Here is a 23687-nt window from a genome sequence, read left to right as displayed (position 1 = left end):
GTCGGGCGTGCGGAATAGTAAGACGGCGGTTGAAAGAGTATTCAGTAATGTCCCTTTCCGGTTTCATCCACTGGCTTGGGCGGCAATCATAGCGTCGGGCTGGGTCTTTTGCTCAAATTCCGCAGTCGCCGCGTGCGCGCCGGACTCAGCGGCGACGCCATCCAGCGACTGCTCGGCGTCCGAGTTGCCGCAACAGGCAGCCGGTGTCGACGGAGAGGCTGCGCGTACGGATGCGTCATCTACCACGGCGACATCAAATGCGCCCGCTGCGGAAGTTCCGCAAGAAGTCGAGTTCAATCCAGCATTCTTTACGGGCAACGTCGCCGATTTGTCACGCTATACGCGAGGCAATCCTGTTGCTCCCGGTGTTTATCCGCTCGAACTGCTCGTCAATGGTAAGAAGCGTGGACGCTTCGATGTCCTGTTTCAGGCAGTGCCGGGCTCGGATATCGCAACGCCCTGTTTCACGATGCCTGGCCTCGACCGCGCTGGCGTAGATACCGAGCGCGTGGCCCAGCGGTTGAAGGAAGCAGGAAAGGGCGACTTCGACGATACGGACGCGTCAGTGCAATGCGTCCCGCTGGTTGAAGCCGTACCGGGATCGGTTGCATCGTTCAACACCGCCGATCTGCAACTCGATCTGTCGATTCCACAGATCGAATTGCGCAAGGAGGCTGCCGGTTACGTTGATCCGTCCCGTTGGGACAACGGGATCAACGCAGGCTTCGTGCAATACAGTCTCGCCGGCTATACGACTCACCAGAACCATGGTAGCGGAGACTTCAGCAGTGTCTACCTCGGTCTGCAAAGCGGATTCAACGTGAACGGCTGGCGTTTCCGCCAGTGGTCCACGGTAAGCTCGCAGAACCGGGGTTCCGGCACGCATTGGCAAAGTGTCGCGCTGTTTGCGCAACACGATGTCACGGCGCTTAAGAGCCAACTGACGATCGGCGACAGCTCGACGAGCGGTGACGTCTTCGACTCATTCAACGTGCGTGGCGTCCAGCTTTCGAGCGACGACCGCATGTTGCCGGATTCCATGCGCTCCTACGCGCCGGTTGTGCGTGGCGTGGCTGATACCAATGCACGCATCATCGTGCGTCAGAACAACATCATCGTGGCCGAGACCAGCGTGCCGCCGGGGCCGTTTGAACTGAACGACCTGCCGGCTACGGGTTATGGCGGCGACCTTCAGGTCACTATTACAGAATCCGACGGCCGTCAGCGGACTTTTCTGGTGCCGTTTGCGTCCGTCCCGCAGTTGCTGCGGCCTGGCGTTGCACGTTTCAATCTGACGACCGGTGTCTATCGCGATACCGTGCTGAATAACCATCCGTGGGTGGCGCAGGCGGTTTATCAGCGCGGCCTGACAAACCTGTTGACCGGCTACACCGGTGCACAGTTTGCGGAAGGTTACTGGGCTGGCCTGGTGGGTGTCGCGCTCAATACGCCGCTCGGCGCATTCGCGTTTGACGTAACGGCGGCGGGAACGAATATTCCCGGGGTGTCTGGTGGTCGTCCCGGCTACAGTACGCGGATCAGCTACAGCAAGCTCCTTCCAGGGCCCAACACGAATATTTCGGTTGCGGCTTACCGATACTCGACCTCACGCTTCTATAGCCTGCATGACGCGATGTACGCGCGATATGGCTCACGAGACACCACGGGACAGTATGACTACCGCACGCGCAGCCGTCTGCAGCTGAATATCAACCAGCCAATCGGCGAGTCGAGTTCTTTTTATATCGCCGGCAGTTCGCAGAACTACTGGGGCGCGTCGAAGGGCTACGACCTGCAATATCAGGTTGGCTTCAACAGCGCGTACAAGCGGGTGTCCTACTCGCTATATGCGCAACGCACGCGCCTGCAAAACTCGAAGATCAGCACGCAGGTAGGTTTGAACCTGACGATTCCGCTCGGCAAGGTCGACTCGAACGAGCATCATATGTTCGACTATCTGACCACCAACATTTCGCGCGGCTCGAACGGGGATAGCACAATTCAGGCCACTGCGTCGGGCAACACGAGCGGAGCCACGCCGATCACCTACGGTGTCAACGCGTCACGGATCGTCGCCGGCGACAATCGGACCGTTTCCGCGGGTGGTTACGCGATGTATCGCGCGCCGTTCGGTACTTACAACGTCAATGCATCGATCAGCAATCAGACCCGTCAAGCCGCGTTCAACGCCGACGGCGCGGTCGTCGTTCACAGTGGCGGCATGACGCTGAGCCCGCCGCTTGGGCAGGCGTTCGCGCTCGTCGAAGCGAAAGGCGCGGAAGGTGGTCGGATCATCAATGGCCAGGGTGCAAGGATTGACGCTAACGGCTATGCGGTGGTGTCTTCGCTGATGCCATACCGGGTCAACACGGTCGCGCTGGATCCGAGCGACGTGTCGCTCGACGTTGAACTGGGCAACACGAGTGAGGAAGTCGTGCCGCGCGCGAGTTCGCTCGTCAAGGTGAAGATTGCGACCACGCAGGGCACGCCGATTTTCGCCGAGGTTTTGGATCGGGAAGGCAAAGCCATGCCGATGGGCACCGAGTTATTCGACGAGTCCGAGAAATCGGTGGGCATCGTCGGTCAGGGTGGCCTCTCGTACCTGCGCGGCCTCGAGCACGAAGGCAAGCTGCTGGTGCGCTGGGGCAATCGCGCAGCGGAGCAGTGCGTGATGCCCTACACGGTGCCGGACGACGACAAGGCGGACAGCGGTCAGCGCGCGGGCATCGTTGCGCGCATCAAGCTGAGCTGTGATCCAGCGCTAGTCTGGTCTCCGCCGGCAAAGTCCGTAGCGCGACGTTCAGCGGGCGCGGCGCTTGTCAGTTCGCTTCGCTGAAGTGTGAAGGTCGATATTCGGTCAGCTCCAGCGCTGCGGCTTAGATGATTCCGCCGACAGTAGAGGTCAGAAAATGAAAAATATTTGTAGATACTTTCGGATTGCCGGACTAATTTCCGGATTGATCGCAGGTGCACTGTTGGGATCGGTTTGCGTACATGCGCAAGGCTCGCCTTCGGTCACGCTCAATTTTAGTGGCACCTATAACGCGACGACGTGTGCGCTGGTGAGTTCGCCCGACATGACGGTCACGTTGCCGACGCTTTCGACGCAATCGCTGCCGACGGCCGGAGTTATAGATCGCGGCTCAAAGTTCTTTACCATCACGATCCAATGTCCAAGCGGTGTAACGGGGGCGCGCGTGTATTTCGAGAGCGGTTCGTCGACCGATCCCAACACCGGGAATCTGGACCTGCAGAATGCGAGCGGGGCGGCGTCGGCAACGAATGTACAGGTCATGCTGGCCAATGAGGACGGATCGCGGATCAAGGTCGGCGACCGGTCTACGATGAGAGTCGTTCCGATCACGTCCACGGATCCAACGCCGGTGAAGTTCATTGCCAGCTACTACGCAACCGGTCGGGCCACGGCTGGCACTGTCAATACATTCGTCACCTATGTCGTCGAAATGCCCTGAGGGTGCCGGCGCGAATACGTTTCTTATTATGTTTGACTCAACAATCGCGCTCATGCGAGCGACTGCGTTGCATGCAGCACTGCTGTCCGACGGCGCGGAGCTGCCGGCTATTCCTTTTTGGCGCGCGCGTTGCAGTACGTTGGTCGAGACGCTACAGCAGCAAATGCTGGATCGAACTTTTCCGGCAACGGACATCCGGGAAGCCAGCCTCGCACAATGCGTTCTGCTAGATGAACTGACGTTGCATGCATTGCCGTCCAGGCAGCGCGAGGAATGGTTGCGTGACCCGCTGCAGATGCGTTTTCATGGCGTGCGCGATGGCGCCGCATGGGTGTGGCACCGGATCGAGGCGGTGGTGGACGGCGGCGATCCGGACCCCGCCGGACTTGAGTTCTACATCATGTTGCTGGGGCTGGGCTTCGACGGCGGACGAGAAAACGCCAACGCATACCTGGAGCGTGCGAAATCGGCGTTGAACGGGCATCTGCGTAATAAGGCGGCGTTCTCCATACCCGACGCACCGGATAACGCCATGCCACCGACCAATTCGCCTCGGCCGTCGGACGTGTCACGCATCTCACATTCACGCAGAACCGCCGGCGGGGTGATTGCTGGTGCGGTTGCCATCGCGTCACTATGGACGGCGATGGACCTTAGTCTGGACCGTTGCGACACGCGGTCTACCTCAAATGTCGTCGCCGCAGAGTAGTCCTATGCAGACGGAGCGTTCGCAATGATTTCCGGAAACAGCTACCGGGCGGCGCTGATCTGGATCGCTGTCTCCGTAGTTGGACTGATATGGTTATGTTTGCCGCTTGCTCTCCAACCATCGTGGCCCGTTGTGCTCAGTCTTGTTCTGTTGACGGGGGTGGGCGCCGCCGTTTTGCCAGCTTACGGGCGATCGCATCCGACCCACGAGGATCAGGATTTTCAGCTCGGGAACGTGCGTCAGTTATCGATCGTTCTCGTCGTCGGGCCACATGCCGGCGCGTTGTTTGCACGCGATGGCCAGACATCCACACTGCGACGTAACGGTGATGCGCTGTGGTTCCGTGTCCGGTCCCCGCAGCAGTTGTCCAGCGTGTTGGCCACGGTGATGGAGTCGCATCAACGTCCGCCGGATGCCGTGTTGATACCCGTTGTTCCCGACGGTGAGTGCGACGATGCTGTAATTCGCCGCGAATTTTCCCGCTGGAAGCATCAAATCGACGCTTGCATCGGTTCCCGGGCGTTCGTATTACCCTGCTATATCGCGATCTACGCGTACCTCGGTTCGAATAGCGACCACGCAGTGGAACCGGTCTGGTTCGGCGATGCCATGAATATCTCGACGATGCAACCGGCGACCGCAACCGCGCGGCAACACGTGCAAGCGCTCAGGCAACAGCTGGATCAGGCTTGGCTCGCTGTCGCCCACCCGGAACGTGCGTCGCGTGCCGGTCTGGGACATGCAGTGTTCGACTGGCTAGAAGATGAGGCGCTGCTATCGATACTTTCATCGCTCGCGAACACCGCGCCGTTCTCGCTGCGCGGTTTGCTGTTGGCCGACATAGGACACCCACCGATGCGTCCAGGCGCATGGACGCGATGGCTCACCGGCAAGACCGCGCTGCGGCCGCTGCTGATGAGGCCGAAGGCTCAACCGAAGCCGCTGTCTCTGCCTTTACTTATGACCATCGCGCGGAACGACAGATTCCGGGTTTCGAAGAGCGAGTGGGCCCGGTCGTATTCCGGAAGCTTTCACGCGTTGGCTGCGTCGGCGGTCGTCCTGATGGTGTCGATTGGTGTCTCCGCATGGTCGAACAGCAGGTTGGTCACGCGAGTCGCCGACGATCTCGAGGTTTACACGCATATACCCACAGCCCGCGCGGATGCGAAGCGTGAGCGATTCGAATCGTTGCGCAGACAATCCGCCGAGTTGGCTCGCTATGCGAGCAACGGTGTGCCGACCGGGCTCGGCTGGGGACTGTATCGGGGCAAGCAGTTGCAAGTCGCGCTTGAACGCGTGACCGCGACATCGCGTTCCCCGACGATCGCCGCGCATTCCCCGCCCCTTGCTGTGACGATCGACAGCCTCTTGTTATTCGACAGCGGCAAGACGACGCTCAAGTCAGGTGCAGAGCCAAGGCTCCACGCGGTTCTCGATCTGATTCGCGCGAATCCCGACAAGCGAATTCTCATCGCGGGTCATACTGACAACGTGGGTGCCAGCGTCGCGAATCAAAAGCTCTCCGAGGCACGCGCGCGGGCCATCCGCGATTGGTTCGTCAACACGGCTACATTGCCCGTCACGCGTTTCGCAATTCAGGGGTATGGCGATACCCGGCCGATCGCCGGCAACGAAACTAGTCAGGGGCGCGAGATAAATCGTCGCGTCGAAATCACCGTGGTTCCCGATTCAGGCACGCACTGAAAGTACTCGTCTCGGGTAGCCCTCCGGGAGCCTGCGTTCGCGTACGCCAACCCGGCCTCGCTTTTGGGAACGGGACAGACTTTTGGGCAACCGCCCATATCGCCGCGCTGCTCCGAGACATAACATCATCAGCTTGCGGATTTCATACGAAAGCGAGCGGTGTCGCCGCTTCTTTTTTACTTGAGCGAACAACCTCAGAGCACTATGTCGGCTTCCACCAGTTCTCAAAAATTCATCGCACGTAATCGTGCCCCCCGCGTCCAGATTGAATACGACGTCGAAATTTACGGTTCGGAAAAGAGAGTCGAACTCCCGTTCGTGATGGGCGTCCTCGCCGACTTGTCGGGCAAGCCGCTTGATCCGTTGCCCGCCGTCGGCGATCGTAAGTTCTTCGATATCGACATCGAGAACTTCGATGAGCGAATGAAGGCCATGAAACCGCGTGTCGCGTTCGCGGTGCCCAACACGCTGACGAACGAAGGTCATCTGATGGTCGATATCACGTTCGAAAGCATGGACGACTTCTCGCCCGCAGCCGTCGCGAAGAAGGTTGACGCGCTTGCGCAGCTACTCGAGGCGCGTACGCAACTCGCCAATCTGCAAACGTATATGGATGGCAAAAGTGGCGCGGAAAACCTGGTCAGCAAGGTGTTGAGAGACCCAGCGTTGCTCGAAGCGCTCGCAAAGGCGCCAAAGCCGGAAGCGGCATCCACCGGCGAACCGGTGACCAACGAATGATTTTTGCTTTCCGCACGAAAGCACAGCCTGAAACAATGGGGAAATGATGGCCGAACTTCAAGCGAACACGCGCGCCAAGGCAACGGCGAGCGTGACCAATCAGTCCGATTTCAACGCACTCCTATCGCGCGAATTCAAGCCCAAAACGGAGCGCGCGCGCGAGGCTGTCGAGGGGGCTGTCCGGACGCTCGCTCAACAAGCACTGCTTACATCGGCAACGGTGTCCGACGACGCGTACAAAAACATAGAGTCAATTATTGGGGAGATCGATCGTAAATTATCCGAACAGATCAACCTGATTCTCCACCATGAAGATTTTCAGAGTCTTGAAAGCGCATGGCGTGGGCTTCATCACCTCGTCGCGAACACGGAAACGGATGAGAAGCTGAAGATCCGCTTTATGGATGTGTCGAAGGACGACCTGCGTCGCACGATGAAGCGCTATAAAGGGATTGCGTGGGACCAGAGTCCGTTCTTCAAGCAAATTTACGAGGAAGAATACGGGCAGTTGGGTGGCGAGCCGTACGGCTGTCTCGTCGCTGACTACTACTTCGATCACACGCCCGCCGATGTCGACCTACTGGGCTCGATTGCAAAGGTGGCGGCAGCGTCGCATGCGCCGTTCATTACGGGCGCGGCACCGTCCGTGCTGCAGATGGACTCGTGGCAGGAACTCGCCAACCCGCGCGACCTGACGAAGATTTTTACGCAAAACCTCGAGTACGCACCTTGGAACTCGCTGCGTAGTTCGGAAGACGCGCGCTACATCGGCCTTGCAATGCCGCGTTTCCTTGCACGCCTGCCGTATGGCGTCAAGACGAATCCGGTCGACGAATTCAATTTCGAAGAGGCGACCGCCGGCGCGGATCATCAACGCTATGTATGGTCGAACGCGGCCTACGCAATGGCGGTGAACATCAACCGTTCGTTCAAGAACTACGGTTGGTGCACGCTGATTCGCGGTGTGGAAAGCGGTGGGGTAGTTGAAAACCTGCCGTGTCACACGTTCCCGACGGATGACGGTGGCATCGACATGAAGTGCCCGACGGAAATTGCGATCTCCGACCGTCGCGAAGCGGAATTGTCGAAGAGTGGTTTCATACCGCTCATTCACCGCAAGAACACCGACTACGCGGCGTTCATCGGCGCGCAATCGTTGCAGAAGCCGGTCGAGTACCACGATCCAGACGCAACTGCGAACGCGAATCTATCGGCACGTCTTCCGTATCTGTTCGCGTGCTCGCGCTTTGCGCATTACCTGAAGTGCATCGTGCGCGACAAGATCGGCGCATTCAAGGAGCGGGACGAAATGCAGCAGTGGCTCAACGAATGGGTCATGAACTACGTTGACGCCGATCCCGCGAATTCGTCGCAGGAAACCAAGGCACGTCGGCCGCTGGCCGCGGCCGAAGTGGTCGTCGAGGACGTCGAGGGAAATCCGGGATATTACCAGGCGAAGTTCTTCCTGCGTCCGCATTTCCAACTTGAAGGTCTGACGGTTTCTTTGCGTCTCGTCGCGAAGCTGCCGCTCGTGAAGGATGCAGCCTGATCTGACGTCTACCGTTCATTCGGTGATTGAGCGACGGACAGGCGCTCACTAAATATGCCTGACTTTCATTGAGCATCTTTAAAACTAATCTGTATCAAGGAGTATTTTTATGGCGCAAGACATCTTTCTCAAGATTAACGGGATTGATGGTGAGTCGGCAGACGCTAACCACAAGGACGAAATCGATGTTCTGAGCTGGGCGTGGGGCGTTACGCAGCAATCGAATATGCACGTTGGTTCCGGTGGTGGCGCTGGCCGAGCCACGGTCGACGACTTTACGTTTGAGCATTTCATCGATCGTGCAACGCCCAACCTGACGCAATACTGCCTGACCGGTAAGCACATCGACGAAGCCAAACTCGTCGTGCGCAAGGCTGGCGGTAATCCGCTCGAATACATCAAATTCACGATGAACGACGTGCTGGTTACCTCGGTGCATCCGTCCGGCGTCAGCGACAGTGAATCGCGTCCGTGCGAAACGGTGCGTCTGTCCTTTGCTCGCCTGAAGCAGGAATATGTGGTGCAGAACGCGCAAGGCGGTAGCGGTGGTGCGATCACGGCGACCTTCGATATCAAGAAGAACACAGCCTAAATCGCACATTTTCCTGAATCTTGGCACGACGACCCTTTTGTCCGGGAAGCCGTGTCAAGGTTGTTAACCGGGATGCCCGGCTGGATGCAGGCATCCTGGTTCATTCAGGGCGACGTGCGAGATCACCTTGATACCTTCAGATGGTTTCGATCTTTTTTTCCCGCCTCGCGATATGGCTGCGTATCGGGGGCTGGCTAGCCCTAAGCGGGGCGAGCGCATGGCTGTCGGGGTGCGCTACCGCGTCGGCTCCCGTTGTCAAGGAGCGAACGACCCTCCGGCTTCAGATCGCGGCAAACGAGAACGTCAATCCGAACGAGTGGGGAACGGCGGCGCCGATCCTCGTGCGGGTCTACGAACTGAAGTCGCCGACGGCGTTTCAAACCGGCGACTTTTTCACGCTGCAAAGCGACGACAAAAAAATCCTTGGCGACGACGTGCTGGTCGTTGACGAATTTATTCTGCGTCCCGGCGATACACGCGAGATCGTCCGGAAGTCGAACCCCGCCACTACCGCAATTGGCGCGCTGGCCGGCTACCGGGATCTCGGGAAATCGGTCTGGCGCGCGGTTTACCGGTTGCCAGTCGCGCCCGACGCCGCATGGTACAGGGTGGCTCTTCCAGACAAGGAACAGAAGCTAACGATCCAGCTCGATCAGCGCACTGTTTCGATTTCAAAGTCAGACTAATTTCGATGAGTTGGTATAGCAAAGTTGTTTGGAGCGAAGGACTCTTCCTGCGCCCGCAATTGTTTCAGCAGCAGGAGCGGTATTTCGAGTCGTTCGCGCATCGCCGGAGCGCGCCGCTGAGCCCGTTTTTCTGGGGCTTCAGCCGTTATGAAATCGATCAGGAATCGCTCGCGTTCGGCAAGCTGGTGTTCAAGAGCGGGCTCGGCGTATTTCCAGACGGCACACCGTTCGAGGTGCCTGGCCTGACGCTGCCCCCGCCCCCACTGACGATCGGACCGGAACATCAGGAGCAGGTGATCTTCCTGGCGGTCCCGCTTCGCTTGCCTAACACCGAGGAAACCGCCTTCACCGAGCAGAGCGGATCGCTGGCCCGTTACCATGCGTACGACGCGGAACTGCGCGACAGCAACGCGATCGGCCAAGGTCCGAAGCCCGTCCAACTCTCGAATCTGCGCTTGCGGCTGGTGCCCGAGAAAGAGCTGACGCAGTCGTGGATCGGGCTTGCGCTGACGCGCGTGAAGGCGCTGCACGCCGACGGCGCCGTGTCGCTGCACAGCGCCGACCACATTCCGCCCGTGACCGGTTACGGCGCGAATCCACTGCTGCGGGAATGGGCGATGCAGCTGCACGGCCTCGCGCGACTACGCGCCGACGCGCTCGCCGCCCGTCTGTCAGGTGCTGATGGCCGTACGGGCGCGGCGGCCGAAGTGGCCGACTATCTGCTGCTCCAGGTGCTCAATCGCTATGAGCCGCTGCTCGAGCATGTTTGCCAACTCGAGGAGACCGCGCCGGTGACCCTGTATCGCGAGCTCGCGCTTTTCGCGGGCGAGCTTTCGACCTTCGTGCGTCCGCAAACGCGGCGTCCGCGGGCGGCTCCGGGCTATGACCATGCGCAGCTCTACCGCAGTATCAGGCCCCTCGTCGAGGAGGTTCACTATCTGTTGAACCAGGTGTTGATTCGTGGTGCGCAGCCCATTCCGCTTACGGAGCAGGCGCATGGCATCCGTACGGCCGCCATGCTGCCGAACGAATTGGCCGGCTATTCGAGCCTCGTGCTCGCCGTGGGCGCGCAGATGCCTTCCGAATTGCTGCAGCAGCAGTTTCTTGCCCAAACGAAGATCAGTCATCCGCAGCGCTTGCCGGAATTGATCCGTTCGCACCTGCCGGGTCTGACAGTAGCGGCGCTGCCGGTTCCTCCGCGCCAGATTCCGTTCAACTCGGGCTTTATCTATTTCGAACTGTCGCGTACCGGACCGTTCTGGGAACAGATCGCGCGGCACGGCGGGCTTGCCATGCATGTCGCCGGGCACTTCCCGGAACTCAAGCTTGAGCTGTGGGGCGTGCGTCAAAAATGAGTACCGGTGCATACGGGGACGACGCGTTCGAGTTTCTGTTGAACCCCGACAACTCTCCTTCTGGCAAGAGCCAGCCGTCTGCCATTCCCGCTGGGCGTCCCACAACCGCGGGTGTCGCCAATCAGGAACCGGTGGTCGATGCGGCCGCGTTCGATCCGCCGGAACAAGCGCAGACGCGTCTGGAGCGCATGAAGGCTGCGCGCAATCCGTTGTGTGAAGCCGCGCAGCCTTTGTTGCGCATGCTGGCGGACATGCCGGCTTCGCTCGATTCGTTGGCTGTGGTCGCGAGCTTGCGCTCGCTGCTGGTGCGTGAGGTCGCCGCATTCCAGAAGGTCTGCGACAAAGCGAGTTTGCCGTGGAAGCACGTGGCGGCTGTCCGCTACGCGCTGTGCACCGCGCTCGACGAAGCCGCCAACCGCACGCGTTGGGGGAGCGGTGGAATTTGGGCCGCGGGGGGGCTGCTGCTCAAGTTCGAAGGAGAAGTGGACGGCGGCGAGAAGTTCTTCCTGCTGATCGGCCGCATGGCAACGGATCCCCAGGAGTACATCGACGTCCTCGAGGTGTTGTATCGCATTCTCAGCCTTGGATTCGAAGGACGCTACAGCGTTGCCGCGGACGGTCCACGTCATCTGGAGCAGATCCGGCAGCGGATGCTGACGCTTATCAGCGGCACGCGGAACACGATGCGGCTCGAACTGTCGCCGCACTGGTGCGGCGAGGAGCCGGGCAGGATGCGGCTGCTGAAAAGCGTGCCGGTCTGGGTGACGGCGGGCGTCGCTGCGCTATGTGTGTTCTCGCTGTTCGCCTGGTACAAGTATCGGCTTCTGGCGCAAAGCAATGTGCTGGAAGCGAAGATTCTCGTGATCGGAGAGCCGAGCAAGGTCGCGGCTCCGATCGTTCACGAGCGCTTGCGCCTGTCGATTTTGCTGAAAGACGAGATCGCTCGCGGCCAGGTCTCCGTCGAAGAGAACGAGAGCAGCAGCCGGGTCGTGTTCCGTGGCGACTACGTGTTCCTGCCGGGGCAAAGCCGCATTCGACCGGAACTGGATCCGGTGTTGACCAAGGTCGCGCAGGAGGTCGTTCGGGTCGGCGGCAATGTCACGGTGACCGGGCACACCGACAATCAACCGATTCATACGGCGGAGTTTCCTGACAACCTGGTGCTATCGGAAAAGCGCGCCGCGTTCGTCGCCGACGTATTGAAGGCGCACGGCATGCACGGCAATCGCATCGAGGCTGTCGGCAAGGGCGATACACAACCTGTCGCGGACAACAGTACAGCGGAAGGTCGTTCCCGCAATCGACGCGTGGAAGTCTTCGTCACGCATTAACGGGAAAGCCTTGATGTCTTATTTGAACCGCTTATCGAAACTTGTGCTCACGCGCCAGACGCTGGTGCTCGCCGCGATCCTCGTGACGGCTGTGGCCGTCTGGTTCGTGGGACCTCTGATTGCATTTGGCGACTACCGCCCACTCGAGAGCGTGCTCTCGCGCACGCTGTCGATCGTCGTGCTGTTATTGGTGCTGCTGTTCTGGCTGCTCGGCTGGTCGCCTGGCGTCATCGGCGTCGCGTTGCTGTGTCTCGCGCTTTGGTATTTCGGACCGATACTCGCGTTCGGCGAAACGCATCCACTCGGCACCACATGGTCCCGCGTGCTGCTGATCTCGGTGCTGCTTGCCTGCTACGCGATCTATGGGCTGTATCGTCTGTGGCGGGCAGTGCGCAGCGATGACGTGCTGCTGCAGCGCGTTCTGAACCCGTTCACGAAGAAGTCGGCCGCGACCCCTCTGGCACGAGACGAAATCCGCGCGCTTCACGCGGTCGTCGCGAAGGCCATCGACAAGCTCAAACGCATGCACGGCGGACCGGCAGGGCTGCGTCGTCTGCTCGAAAGCCAACGCTACCTGTACGAACTTCCGTGGTACATGGTGGTGGGCTCGCCAGGTGCCGGCAAGACGACGTTGGTCCTGAACTCGGGTCTGGATTTTCCGGAGGCGGATCAGATGGTCGCGGCGTCACTGAGAAGCCGCGTCGAAACGGCGAACTGCGACTGGTGGTTCGCGAACGAAGCGGTGCTGATCGACACCGCTGGCCGCTATACGGTTCAGGACGCAGCGTCGCAAGACGCCGCGAAGGTTGACGTCAATCCGGAAGACCTGAAGAGCGTGAACGAGGCCGAGTGGTGCGGCCTTCTGGGGCTGCTTCGCAAGCGGCGCCCGCGCGCGCCGATCAACGGTGCGTTGCTAGTCGTTTCGGTCGAAGAGTTGTTGACGCGCCCAGCGTCCGAACGAAAGGCGCTCGCCGCGTCCATGCGCGCTCGGCTCGGCGAGTCGCGCCAGCAGTTGGGGATTCGATTCCCCGTCTACGTGCTCGTCACGAAGCTCGATCTGCTGCCCGGCTTCGGGGAGTATTTCCAGTCGTTGACGGCGGAAAGCCGCGCGCAGATTTTCGGCTTCACACTGCCTTATCAGGAAGCGGCGGAAGAACACGGCCGCGACACACTGCGCCTGAACTGCGCGGCCGAAATGCGTGAGCTGGAGCAGGGACTCGAAGACGGCGTCAACACGAGGCTGCAAGAGGTGTATGAGGTCGATCTGCGCAAGAAACTTTATGCGCTGCCGTCAGAATTTCGTAGCCTGTGCGCGGAACTCAATGAATTGCTCGCGCTGGTGTTTCTCGATTCGAAATACGACGACACGCAGTTGAACAGCACGCTGCGCGGCGTCTATTTCACGAGCGCGGCGCAAACTCACGAGGCCGTGTCCGCCGACAGCTCCACGCTCTTGCAGCGGCTGCGTCGCGGGCTCGCGGGTTTATTTGGTGCCGCGCCGAAAACGGTCTCGCCGTCGTCCGGCGACGCGACGCCTACCGGCTATCGCGGCTATTTCTTGCGCAATCTGTTTCAGCGCGTGATCCTGGCCGAAGCGCATCTGGTGCGGCCGAACCTGTACTGGGAAGTCCGCTTCCGCGCGTTGCGTCTTATCGGACATCTGCTCGCGATCGTCGTGGCGGTGTGGCTGATTGGTGCGCTCGTCGTGAGCTTCGGCAACAACCGCGAGTATCTCGCCACGATCGATGGCAAGGCCAATGCGCTCGCCGCGCGGATCCTGTCGCAACGAAAGGCGCCGCAGCCCGGGACGATGGGGATGCTTCTGTCAGCGTCGCGTGACCTGCCTCAGTTCGACGGCATGGACCTCGACAGTCCCGGTGTCGCATGGCACTACGGGCTCTACACGGCGCCCGCCATCCGCGCCGCCGCCGGCGAGACTTACAACAATCTGCTGAAACAGATGCTGCTGCCGCAAGTCGTCGGCCGGCTCGAAACGGTGCTCGATACGCAAATCGGCGTACAGGACGCGGACGGCGTTTATCGCACGCTGATGGTCTACCTGATGCTGTTCGATGGCTCGCACTACGACGCGAAAGCGATCAAGGCATGGGTGCTCGGCGACTGGGAACACGCCAACAGCGTCGCATCGCTCGGCGAGCGCAACGTGATGGCGCGTCACCTCGATGCGCTGATCGTGGAAGGGGTGTCCGCGGTGCCGGCAAGACCGGTGAATGCGCAGCTCGTGCGCCGCGCGCGCGAGTTCCTTGGCCGCAATCCGGCGTCCGGACGGCTCTACGAACGTGCGATGAACGCCATGGCTCCCGAGGCGCCCGAGAACGTCACCCTGCTGAGCGCCGCGGGTCCGCAGGCCACTACCGTGTTCATGCTGGCCGACGGTTCGACGCTCGCGCGAGGTATCCCCGGTCTCTATACCTACGACGGCTATCACGCCGTTTTTAACAAGCGCCTCCCTGATTTTCTCGAGCAGGCGCGAAAACAGGACGCTTGGGTGATGGGCGAGGCCGATGCATCGGCGCGGTGGCGGCGGATGGCAAACGGCAACGCACCGCGCAAGGACAGGCTCGCCGACGATATCCGTCGCCAATACCTGACCGACTATGGCAATTACTGGAGCCAGTTTCTCGACGACGTGAGACCGGTGTCCGGCAGCGAAGCCACACTGGCGCCCGATCTGCAGACGCTGCGTACGCTGGCTGCGCCGGATTCGCCGCTGGCGAGACTCGCGCGAACGGCCGCGCGCGAGACGTCGCTGTCGATCGTTGATGGCGCGGACGAGCCGTCGGCCGCCGGTAGTGCCATCAACGTGATCATGCGTCGCTCGCAGGCGGCGCGCGCAGCGAGCGCCGTGGCCGCAACCGCCACGATCGGTCAGCTCGCGCAACAGAAGATGGAACGTGAACTGGTCGACAGACGCTTTGCCGCGCTGCGCGAAGTCGTGACCGGCCAGGCCGATAGCGGGAGCGCGCTGCCTGGCGGCAGCGGCGTGCTGCAGTTGGGCGGCGTCATCGGGCTGATCAACGAGCAGTACACGCGATTGATGACGGCCGGCGACGTGCTCGCCACCAACAGCATGCCGCCCACGGACGACCTCGGTTCCACGATGCATCTCGAGGCGCAGAAGCTTCCGCCGCCGTTTCGGGCCGTGCTCGTGGGCCTCGCGTCGCAGTCGATGCGCAAGGTGGACCGCAATGTCGGTTCGCTGCTCACGATGCAGGTCGAATCGAGCGTTGGCGCGCAATGCCGCCGTGCTGTCGAAGGCAAATATCCGTTTGCCGCGAGCGCCCAGGAAGTCGACATCGACGATTTCAATCGCGTGTTCGCGGCCGGCGGCCTGCTCGACGACTTCTTCCACAAGACGCTCGCCAGCCGCGTCGATACGAGCATGCGGCCATGGCGCTATAAGCCGGTCAGCCCCGGCATGCCGCCCATGCAGGGACCGGGCCTCGAACCGTTCGAGCGCGCCGCGGCGATCCGTCAGACATTTTTCCGCGATCCCGGCGCGACCCGGATGTCGTGGAACGCGGGCCTCAAGGTCGTGTCGCTGGACCCCGAGATTACCGATCTGCTCATCGACGTCGACGGGCAAAACCTGCGCTATGCGCATGGTCCGGTCACGACGTCCCCGATCACCTGGCCAGGGCCGCGCGGCGGTTCGATGGCCGGCCTCACCGCGAATCCGCGCGTGCGTCCGGACACGTCGACCGTCATGACCGAAGGTCCGTGGGCGCTGTTCCGTCTGATCGACCGGGGCCGCGTGACGTCGACGTTGTCGTCGAGCCGCTCGGCGGTGGACTTCAATTTCGACGACCGGCATGCGGTCATCGAACTGACTTCGGGCGGACAGTCAGGACCGCAACTCACGGCGTTGCTGCGCGATTTTCGTTGTCCCGGTAGCGGAAACGCGATGGGAAGGCGAGCGGACGCGTCGTCAGGCTCCGCATCCGCCGACGAGCTGTAGCGTCTTTTCGATATAGAGAATTTAGAGGAGTGCATGTCAAGTAATCCCTTGAACGCGATAAGTGTGCAAAGCCGCGCAGTGACCGTATCCAGCGCGGCGATACCGCGGTGGCCGGGGCAGACCGCGGACGGACAGACGCAGCCGGCGCTGGAGTTCATGTCACTGAACGGCGACGAGCATCTCGGCAAGCTGTTTGAGTACGAACTGCTATTGCGCACGCCTGACGATTACACGGTTCCGTTTGCCGTCAGTGCCAACCTCGACCTGAAGGCGCTGCTAGGCAAGGAAATGACCGTCGCGATCGACCTCGAGCCGAGCGCCGACACCGAAGCATGTCAGCGCGAAATCACCGGACTCGTCGTCGCCGCGCAATACCTGCGTCGGGAAGGCCGCTACAACGTCTATCGTGTCGTGCTGAAGCCGTGGCTGTGGCTGGCGACCCTGACGACCGACTACAAGATTTTCCAGAACAGGACGGTCATCGAGATCATCGACGAGGTTCTGAAGGACTATCCGTACCCGGTCGAAAAGCGCCTCGACGTGAGCCGCTATGCGCTCGAGGGTGAGAGTCCGACCAACGAACCGCGCGCGTTCCAGGTCCAGTACGGTGAGACCGATTACGACTTCATTCATCGCCTGATGGAAGAGTGGGGCATCTACTGGTTTTTCGAGCATGCCGATGGCAAGCACCGGCTCGTGCTGTGCGATCACATTGGCGCGCACCGCCACTCGCCGAACCCCTCATACCGGACGTTGGCGTTCCAACCGCAGGGCGGCAAGACCGACACCGAATATATCAGCGCGTTTTCGACGGCCGAAGTCTTGTGCACCGGTCACTACGTGACGAGCGACTTCGACTTCACGCGTTCGCGCGCCGACATGCGGGCGATCAATCAGCAACCGCGCGACACCAGTTGGAACCTGCTCGAGTGCTACGACTGGCCGGGCGACTACACCGACAGCGGCCACGGTGAACTGCTGGCGCGTACGCGCATGGAAGCTCTGCGCGCGCCGGGTACGCGAGCGAAAGGCGAAGGTAACGTACGGGGACTCGCGTGCGGGCAGACGTTCGTGTTGACCAACTACGACTATACGGCCGCGAACCGCGAATACCTCGTCATCGGCACGAAGCTCGAACTGACCGGTACGCCGGACGAATCGGGTAGCGGCTACGAATACACCTGCAGCAACAAGTTCGACGTGCAACCGACAAGCGAAGTGTTCAGACTGCCGCGGGAGACCTCGAAGCCGATCGTCAACGGGCCGCAGTCGGCTGTCGTCGTGGGTCCCGAGGGCAAGGAACTGTGGACTGACGAATTCGGCCGCGTGAAGGTCCGCTTCGTCTGGGACCGTTACGGCCAAAACGTCGAAACCGACTCCTGCTGGGTCCGTGTGAGCCAGGCGTGGGCCGGTCAGGGTTTCGGTGGCATCTACATTCCGCGCATCGGCCAGGAAGTCATCGTCGACTTCTGGAACGGCGACCCGGATCGTCCGCTGATCACCGGGAGCCTGTACAACGCGGCGACGCGTCCGCCTTATGACTTGCCAGGCAACGCGACGCAGAGCGGTTTCATGAGCCGGTCGATGGAAGGAGGCCTGCAGAACTACAACAGCATCCGCTTCGAGGACAAGGCGGGTGCCGAGGAATTCACTTTGCAGGCGGAACGGGACATGAACCGCCTGACGAAGCTGAATGAGTCACACGTCGTCGGTGCCGACTACACGATCGGCGTGGCCGCGGCGCACAGCATGACCGTCGGGGCGACGTCCAGCACGATCGTCGGCGGCAAGTACTCGGTAAGGGTGAAGGGTGTCGCCTTCTATTCCGTGGGTCTTGCACAGTTTGTCTCGATTGGCGGGGCGGAGGAGACCGCGGTTGGGGGTGCCTCCCTTCTGACGGTGGGCGGTGCATGTACGGTCACGGTTGGTGGCGCGTCGACGCACGCGGTAGGCGGTGCCTATTCGCTGTCGGCCGGGGGGGCGCTGTCTATCGTGTGCGGCAAGTCGTCGCTGACCATGAACAAGGATGGCGAGATCAAGCTCATTGGTAAATCGATCCGCATCCAGGGTGACACCCGTGTCGTGGTGCAAGGCACGCCGCTGGACCTTAACCCCGGTGACAAGGAATGCGGCAGCGCAATGACGGTGCCAGTTCCTGTAGTGGTGCTCGATGCGCTGGACGTTCCAGTTATTCCGCCACCTCCATCGGACGAGCCGCTTCCGACGATAGATCCGCTGCCGACGGAAGAACCACTGCCGTCGGAAGAGCCGCCGCCGTCGGAAGAACCGCCGCCATCGGAAGAACCGCCGCCATCGGAAGAACCGGCACCGTCGGAAGAGCCGGCACCGTCGGAAGAGCCGGCACCGTCGGAAGAGCCGCCACCATCGGAGGAACTGCCGCCGCCGATCGAAACACCGCCCGCAACCGGCTCAGACGCGTAACAGCGTATTTCGCAATACCGTGCAGCCGGCGAATGCCTTCGCGCATCGCCCTGCACGGACGTTCAGTTTCCACGAGGAGAAAATCGATCATGTTTCCAGCGGCTCGCAAAGGCGATGCGATCGGACATGGCGGTTCGATCGTCTCGGGTTCCCCGACGGTCTTCATCAATCGATTGCCTGCGGCGCTCGTCGGTATGAGCTCTGCCGTTTGCGCGCTGCACCCGTGCTCGCAAGCTGTGGTCGCGGGTTCGGGTACGGTGTTGATCAACAACGTGCCGGCGGCATTGGTTGGCGGCAAGGTTTCGTGTGGCGCGCCGTGTTCCGCTGGCTCGCCAGACGTGCGCATCGGCTCATGATGACAATGGGGGCCATGTGACGACGGGAGTCGCGGGAATCGGCGGCGAGCTGGTCGGCTTGCCCGGCGTCGTATTGCCCCTCGCCAGTGCCGGACCGTTGCTCGATCGCTGTGAGCGGCTCGGCGACGTCGTCGACCGCTTTCGGATGCGTCGTGCGCTGTCGGGCATTCTGTGCGGCTCGGTCGAGGTAATCAGCGGCAGCAAAATCTGCCTGCCTACCGACGAAACCGACTTCAGGCTGCGAGGCCGTCTTCCGCTCGCATGGTCGCGTTCTTATTCGAGCGAGCAGCACGCGCTCGGGCTGCTCGGCGTCGGTTGGCGCACGAGTTGGGAAGTCACGCTGCACAAGCGGGACGATCAACTGCTCTACACCGACGAACACGGCAGCACGCTCAGCGTGCCGTTTCCCGAGCGCGGGTCGCAGGTGATTGCGTCGGCTGCGCAGTTGCACATCGCGCATCTGAGCGACGGACGCCTCATCGTCGCGGATCTGACGCCGCATTACCGCGTGTTCGGCGACTTCGACGCGAACGGAATCGCACGGCTCAAATACGTCGAGGATCTTCGTCAGCAGCGGATCGGCCTGATCTGGGACCCCGGCGGGCGCTTGCTGCGCATGCGTGGGACCTGCGGCCACGAACTGCGCATGCACTACGAAGCGCGGATGGGCGCGCGTCTGAGCGCTGTCGAGTGTGTCGACGGCGGTCCCACCGGCGCGCTGGTCCAGTACGGCTACAGCCAGCGCGGCGAACTCACCGAGGTACGCAACCGGGTCGGCGAAATCGTGCGTCGCTTTGCATACCGCGATGGGCGGATCGTCGAAGAAGCAGACGCGCTCGGAATGGCGACACGCTATGTGTGGCAGACGATCGGCGGCGCCGCGCGCGTGATTCGACGAGTCACGTCAGAAGGCGCGCGTGAGCGCTTCGCCTACGACTTCGATAGCCGGACCAGTGAGGTCAGCGACGTCTTCGGCAACAGGGCGCATTGGCAATACGACGAGCAGGGCCGCGTGCTGTCGCACACAGACTTCGACGACCGGCGCTACCGGTTCGACTACGGCGACGCCGTCGCGCCGCTCACCATGCAACTGCCCGGCGAGCGGGTGGTTCACGTCGAATACGACGGGCTCGGACGCGTCGCGTGTGAGACGGATCTCCAGGGCGCAACCCGCTCGACGCAGTATGCGTTTGCGTCACGCGAGCCCGTGTCAGTTGCGTTAAGCGATGGCCGTGTGTGGATCTGGGCACGCAACGATCGCTTGCAGCCGTTGCACTATCAAACCCCGTCTGGAGAATTCACGCGTTTCGAATATGGTGACGATGGCGATGTCGTGTGCTCGACGGATGCGCAGGGGGTCGCCACGACCTTCGCGCATAACGCGTGGGGGCAGGTGACACGTCGCACTGGAGTCGGCGGAAGCACGACGGACTACGAGTATGACGTCAATGGCTACGTAGTCAGTGTGACCGACGCGCTCGGCGCGGTCACGCGAATCGAGCGCGATGGCCTCGGCCGACCGTTGACCATCACGCGTCCGGACGGACAGGCCGAGCGTCATGTGTGGAATGCGGCTGGCCAGCGAACGTCGTTCGTCGGCCCGAGTGGCCGAAGCCGGCACTGGTATCGAGACCGGCAAGGCAATGTCGTACGCGCGGTCGACGAAGAGGGGCACGTGATCGTGCGTCGACACGATGCGCATGGGCGTCCGGTTCGAATCGAAAGCGCGAACGGCGCGGTGCAGTTGCTTCGGTGGAATGCGAGCAGTTGCCTGTCGATCACGGATGCCGATGGCGTGGAACGCAACTTCGACTATGCGGATACCGGGCAGGTCCGTTGTCTCACGTGGAAGGCGGGCGCGCAACAGCGTCGCGAAACGTTCGACTACGACCGCGCGGGCCGTCTGATCCGGCGTGAGACCGCGCACAACCGCTATTTGTATCGCTACGGGCCGCGCGGATTGCTCGACTGCGTGATCCGCGAGCCAACACGAGAAGGCGAGCTACTCGGAATCGGAGCGGATGAGATCCGCTTCGAACACGACGCCGGTGACCGTCTGATCGCCGAGCACGGCGCAAACGGCACACTGCGCTACAAGTACGACGTCGTTGGCCGCCTTGTCGCGATTCGGCTGCCACAGGGGCAGGAGTTGCGTATGCGTCGCTTCGAAACTGGCGCTGTCGCGTTCGTCGAACTGGACGATCGACAGATTGCGCGCTTCTGGTATGACGCGATGAGGCGTCCGGTTGCGCGCACGCAAGGCCGTTTGCGCACGCATACGGGCTATTCGCCGCTCGGCTTGCCGGTGTGGTGGCGTTCGGTGACGGGGCGCGACGTGGATACGCCGGGCTGCGTGACAGAACCTGTCGCCGGATTGTGGCGCGAAGCCGATTACAGTCTCGCTGACGTGATCGTCAGGACGGGCGCCGAGGCCGACGGTCAGACATGGTACGACTACGACCGGCGTGGCTGTCTGTTGCGCTCGGTGTCGGAGAAGGGGGACATCGAGTATTTCACGTGGGACGCCGCTGGCAATCTGCTCGATACGCCTGGCGGCAGCTGGTTCCCGGCCGTGTATCCCGACCACCGGTTACGGGAGTGCCGCGGACATCGTTATGACTATGATGTGTGGGGGCAATTGGTGCGTAGGCGTGGCCGCAACCATACGCTATCGCTCGATTGGGATGCGGAGGGGCACGTCATCGCCGCGCATCGCAAGGGCTATACCGTGCGCTATCAGTATGACGCAATCGGTCGGCGTATCGGCAGGCGTGTCGAACCCGCTTCGTCACGGCGCGCGCAGCAGTCATCGACGCCGGAACAGGACGAGGTCACGCGCTATTTGTGGCAAGGACACAGACTGATCCAGCAGCAGCGCGCGATGGAACTGCGCACGTACCTGTATCAACCCGAGCCCGACCGTTCAACGGGCTTCGCGCCGCTCGCTTGCGTGGACCAGACGCTCACCGATGATGGCGCGATCAAGAACACGCAGGTCTATCACTATCACACTGACGTCGCCGGTACGGCCGTCGCGCTCACGGATGAGACCGGCCAGGTTGCATGGCGCGGGCGTTACCGGGCGTGGGGCAGTCTCGTGACGCCGGAGTGGCCAAGCAGCGACGCGTTTGCGCAGCCGCTTCGTTATGCCGGCCAATACGCGGACGATGAAACCACGCTGTACTACAACGGTGCGCGTTTTTTTGATCCTCACGCGGGCCGCTACATCAGCCCCGATCGCAGCGGCGAAGGCGGAGCCAGTCCGTATCGCTACGCGCCGAATCCGCTGACGTGGTGCAATCCTGTCGGCCGCGCGACGCCGGAGGCGTTTCCGTGCGTCGTGGTCGCGGATGCGTCATGCATCGATGGCGCACCGGACCCGGCTCAATACCTTGCCGGCGTCGTCGAACAACTCCACGACGTAGCAGGCTGGGAGCTGGCCAAGTTCTGATTCGAAAATCACATGGAAGTCGAGCCAGCCGTTTTTCCGGTATCGGGAAAGACCGCTGCCGTCGACGGTCTCGCGGCGCAGTACCGTCTCGTCGTTGCCGTAAATCACGACGGTGACTGACGTCGCGGCCCGCAGCGCGTGCTCGACGCCGGGCGTGACCAGATGCCTGTCGAATCCATTCTGATGCACGCACACACGGACGTCGTTTGCGCGTAGCAGAGAAGCTTTCCATGTCGCTTCGTCGGGACGTTGCGTGCCCGCGACTGGTGGAAAATCATTCAATACCGACTGTTGGACACCGCGCCACTTGAAGCCGATGCCCGCGTAGGCCTCGTAATCGGCGAGCGTGCGTTCCCCTCCGAGTCCATACTTGCCGAACTCAACGTCAGCCAACGTTTCTCCGTCGATACCGAGCAGAGCACGATTGCGCTGCAACGAGCGCTCGTTGCGCGCGTGCCAGGGCTCGTCGATTTCACCCCGTTCCTTGGCCTCGTGATTGTGGTCGTTCCACATCTTGACGCGGTATGAGCGCAGATATTCGTGCCAACCGATCAGCCTGTGCGGACTGTACAGGTCATAGCCGTGGGTGAACGCACGGACAGCAAGCGAAATCTCCTCGCCGTGAAAGAAATAGTCAGGATCGTGCTGGACCGCCTGGGCAAAGTGACCGTCGGCAAATGCGAAGTGCGCGCTGAAGAAGCGCGAACGGACCGGGCGAATGCGCGTTCTCCAGTCGGAGAGAGTCTTCGAGCGAAACAGGACCACCCCTTCCCTGGAAAACCTTGCATAGGTCAATATCCCCGGCTCGTCGCTGGATCGAGCGTCGTCGTTCTCGGGGTCGTACATCGGAAGGTAGGCGGTCAGCACGGGTTTCGGACTTGCATCGCGTAAAGACTCCAGCATCTCGATTGCGAGCGTGTCCCACGCGTCGACGAAGCGGTGGTGCGAATCGAGTTGCAGCGTGTAGCGCTCGCCGCCGTATCGCTGTTGGACCAGATTGCGAGCCCAGCATGCGCCCTGCGTCATCATGTGGGGCACGTCGATCAATTCGATTTTCGCTTCACGATGACTGAGATGTTGGATAGTCCAGTCGTCGGTCTGCTCGGTTCGCCAATTGCCAAAGCCTTGCTGCCAGAATTGGATCATCGTCTCGTCGTGCGCATGCTGCCAGCAGACGATGATCCGTAGTAGATCAGGTTTTCTAGCTTTCTGGATCAAATCCAGCAGGGTGGGGATCAACTGCGGGTCGCGATAACTCGCGATTTGCACGAAGATCGAGTGCGGCGGTGTGACGGATAACTGGGTCATGCGCGTTGATTCTG

At 61.4% G+C, this 23687-nt stretch carries 15 protein-coding genes; 14 read left to right on the top strand and 1 reads right to left on the bottom strand.

Features of this window, described 5'->3' with window-relative positions:
• Positions 1-184 precede the first annotated feature (184 nt).
• The 14 genes from OKW28_RS15615 to OKW28_RS15550 all read left to right on the top strand — a co-directional run bounded on the left by OKW28_RS15615 (position 185) and on the right by OKW28_RS15550 (position 22365).
• Positions 185-2836 carry a fimbria/pilus outer membrane usher protein gene (locus tag OKW28_RS15615; RefSeq protein ID WP_429447074.1) on the top strand — a complete coding sequence of 884 codons (2652 nt, stop codon included), beginning with the start codon at positions 185-187 and terminating at the stop codon, positions 2834-2836.
• Positions 2837-2909: 73 nt separating this feature from the next.
• The gene (locus OKW28_RS15610) at positions 2910-3473 is read left to right on the top strand and encodes a fimbrial protein (protein ID WP_184061770.1); all 564 of its coding nucleotides are present in this window, start codon (positions 2910-2912) and stop codon (positions 3471-3473) included.
• 67 nt (positions 3474-3540) lie between these two features.
• Positions 3541-4182 carry a DotU family type IV/VI secretion system protein gene (locus tag OKW28_RS15605; RefSeq protein WP_429447072.1) on the top strand — a complete coding sequence of 214 codons (642 nt, stop codon included), beginning with the start codon at positions 3541-3543 and terminating at the stop codon, positions 4180-4182.
• Positions 4183-4206: 24 nt separating this feature from the next.
• A complete protein-coding gene (locus OKW28_RS15600) occupies positions 4207-5886 on the top strand; it encodes an OmpA family protein (RefSeq protein ID WP_429447070.1) in 1680 nt (559 codons plus the stop codon).
• Between the two features lie 204 nt (positions 5887-6090).
• On the top strand, positions 6091-6624 hold the full coding sequence (tssB, locus tag OKW28_RS15595; protein WP_429447068.1) for a type VI secretion system contractile sheath small subunit: 534 nt from the start codon (positions 6091-6093) through the stop codon (positions 6622-6624).
• A 46-nt stretch (positions 6625-6670) separates the two neighbouring features.
• Positions 6671-8173 carry a type VI secretion system contractile sheath large subunit gene (tssC, locus tag OKW28_RS15590; protein ID WP_184068177.1) on the top strand — a complete coding sequence of 501 codons (1503 nt, stop codon included), beginning with the start codon at positions 6671-6673 and terminating at the stop codon, positions 8171-8173.
• A gap of 109 nt (positions 8174-8282) precedes the next feature.
• A complete protein-coding gene (locus OKW28_RS15585; protein ID WP_184023663.1) occupies positions 8283-8765 on the top strand; it encodes an Hcp family type VI secretion system effector in 483 nt (160 codons plus the stop codon).
• 140 nt (positions 8766-8905) lie between these two features.
• Positions 8906-9451: a type VI secretion system lipoprotein TssJ gene (tssJ, locus tag OKW28_RS15580; protein ID WP_429447066.1), complete on the top strand. Its 546-nt coding sequence runs from the start codon at positions 8906-8908 to the stop codon at positions 9449-9451.
• Positions 9452-9456: 5 nt separating this feature from the next.
• Positions 9457-10806 carry a type VI secretion system baseplate subunit TssK gene (gene tssK, locus OKW28_RS15575; protein ID WP_429447064.1) on the top strand — a complete coding sequence of 450 codons (1350 nt, stop codon included), beginning with the start codon at positions 9457-9459 and terminating at the stop codon, positions 10804-10806.
• The gene (tssL, locus tag OKW28_RS15570; protein ID WP_429447062.1) at positions 10803-12137 is read left to right on the top strand and encodes a type VI secretion system protein TssL, long form; all 1335 of its coding nucleotides are present in this window, start codon (positions 10803-10805) and stop codon (positions 12135-12137) included. Before tssK ends, tssL begins: the two co-directional genes overlap by 4 nt.
• Positions 12138-12150: 13 nt before the next feature.
• A complete protein-coding gene (tssM, locus tag OKW28_RS15565) occupies positions 12151-16116 on the top strand; it encodes a type VI secretion system membrane subunit TssM (protein WP_429447060.1) in 3966 nt (1321 codons plus the stop codon).
• Positions 16117-16149: 33 nt separating this feature from the next.
• Positions 16150-18558 carry a type VI secretion system Vgr family protein gene (locus tag OKW28_RS15560; protein ID WP_429447058.1) on the top strand — a complete coding sequence of 803 codons (2409 nt, stop codon included), beginning with the start codon at positions 16150-16152 and terminating at the stop codon, positions 18556-18558.
• 89 nt (positions 18559-18647) lie between these two features.
• On the top strand, positions 18648-18914 hold the full coding sequence (locus OKW28_RS15555) for a PAAR domain-containing protein (protein WP_090810707.1): 267 nt from the start codon (positions 18648-18650) through the stop codon (positions 18912-18914).
• Between the two features lie 16 nt (positions 18915-18930).
• Positions 18931-22365, top strand: coding sequence for an RHS repeat-associated core domain-containing protein (locus OKW28_RS15550; protein WP_429447056.1), 3435 nt, complete (start codon positions 18931-18933; stop codon positions 22363-22365).
• Here OKW28_RS15550 and OKW28_RS15545 read toward each other — a convergent pair.
• A complete protein-coding gene (locus OKW28_RS15545) occupies positions 22270-23673 on the bottom strand; it encodes a GlcNAc-transferase family protein (RefSeq protein ID WP_429447054.1) in 1404 nt (467 codons plus the stop codon). The two genes, OKW28_RS15550 and OKW28_RS15545, sit on opposite strands and share 96 nt — an antisense overlap.
• Positions 23674-23687 lie beyond the last annotated feature (14 nt).

This window comes from Paraburkholderia sp. 40 (assembly GCF_050434105.1).
Classification (GTDB): Bacteria; Pseudomonadota; Gammaproteobacteria; order Burkholderiales; family Burkholderiaceae; genus Paraburkholderia; species Paraburkholderia tuberum.
Note: the sequence above shows the minus strand (reverse complement) of the source record. Positions and strands in the feature narration are given on the sequence as shown.

Excerpts from the sequence above, each read along its gene's own strand:
- OKW28_RS15610 (WP_184061770.1), top strand. The coding sequence starts at position 2,910 with ATGAAAAATATTTGTAGATACTTTCGGATTGCCGGACTAATTTCCGGA.
- OKW28_RS15600 (WP_429447070.1), top strand. The coding sequence starts at position 4,207 with ATGATTTCCGGAAACAGCTACCGGGCGGCGCTGATCTGGATCGCTGTC.
- tssB (WP_429447068.1), top strand. The coding sequence starts at position 6,091 with ATGTCGGCTTCCACCAGTTCTCAAAAATTCATCGCACGTAATCGTGCC.
- tssC (WP_184068177.1), top strand. The coding sequence starts at position 6,671 with ATGGCCGAACTTCAAGCGAACACGCGCGCCAAGGCAACGGCGAGCGTG.
- OKW28_RS15585 (WP_184023663.1), top strand. The coding sequence starts at position 8,283 with ATGGCGCAAGACATCTTTCTCAAGATTAACGGGATTGATGGTGAGTCG.
- tssJ (WP_429447066.1), top strand. The coding sequence starts at position 8,906 with ATGGTTTCGATCTTTTTTTCCCGCCTCGCGATATGGCTGCGTATCGGG.
- tssK (WP_429447064.1), top strand. The coding sequence starts at position 9,457 with ATGAGTTGGTATAGCAAAGTTGTTTGGAGCGAAGGACTCTTCCTGCGC.
- tssL (WP_429447062.1), top strand. The coding sequence starts at position 10,803 with ATGAGTACCGGTGCATACGGGGACGACGCGTTCGAGTTTCTGTTGAAC.
- tssM (WP_429447060.1), top strand. The coding sequence starts at position 12,151 with ATGTCTTATTTGAACCGCTTATCGAAACTTGTGCTCACGCGCCAGACG.
- OKW28_RS15560 (WP_429447058.1), top strand. The coding sequence starts at position 16,150 with ATGTCAAGTAATCCCTTGAACGCGATAAGTGTGCAAAGCCGCGCAGTG.
- OKW28_RS15555 (WP_090810707.1), top strand. The coding sequence starts at position 18,648 with ATGTTTCCAGCGGCTCGCAAAGGCGATGCGATCGGACATGGCGGTTCG.
- OKW28_RS15545 (WP_429447054.1), bottom strand. The coding sequence starts at position 23,673 with ATGACCCAGTTATCCGTCACACCGCCGCACTCGATCTTCGTGCAAATC.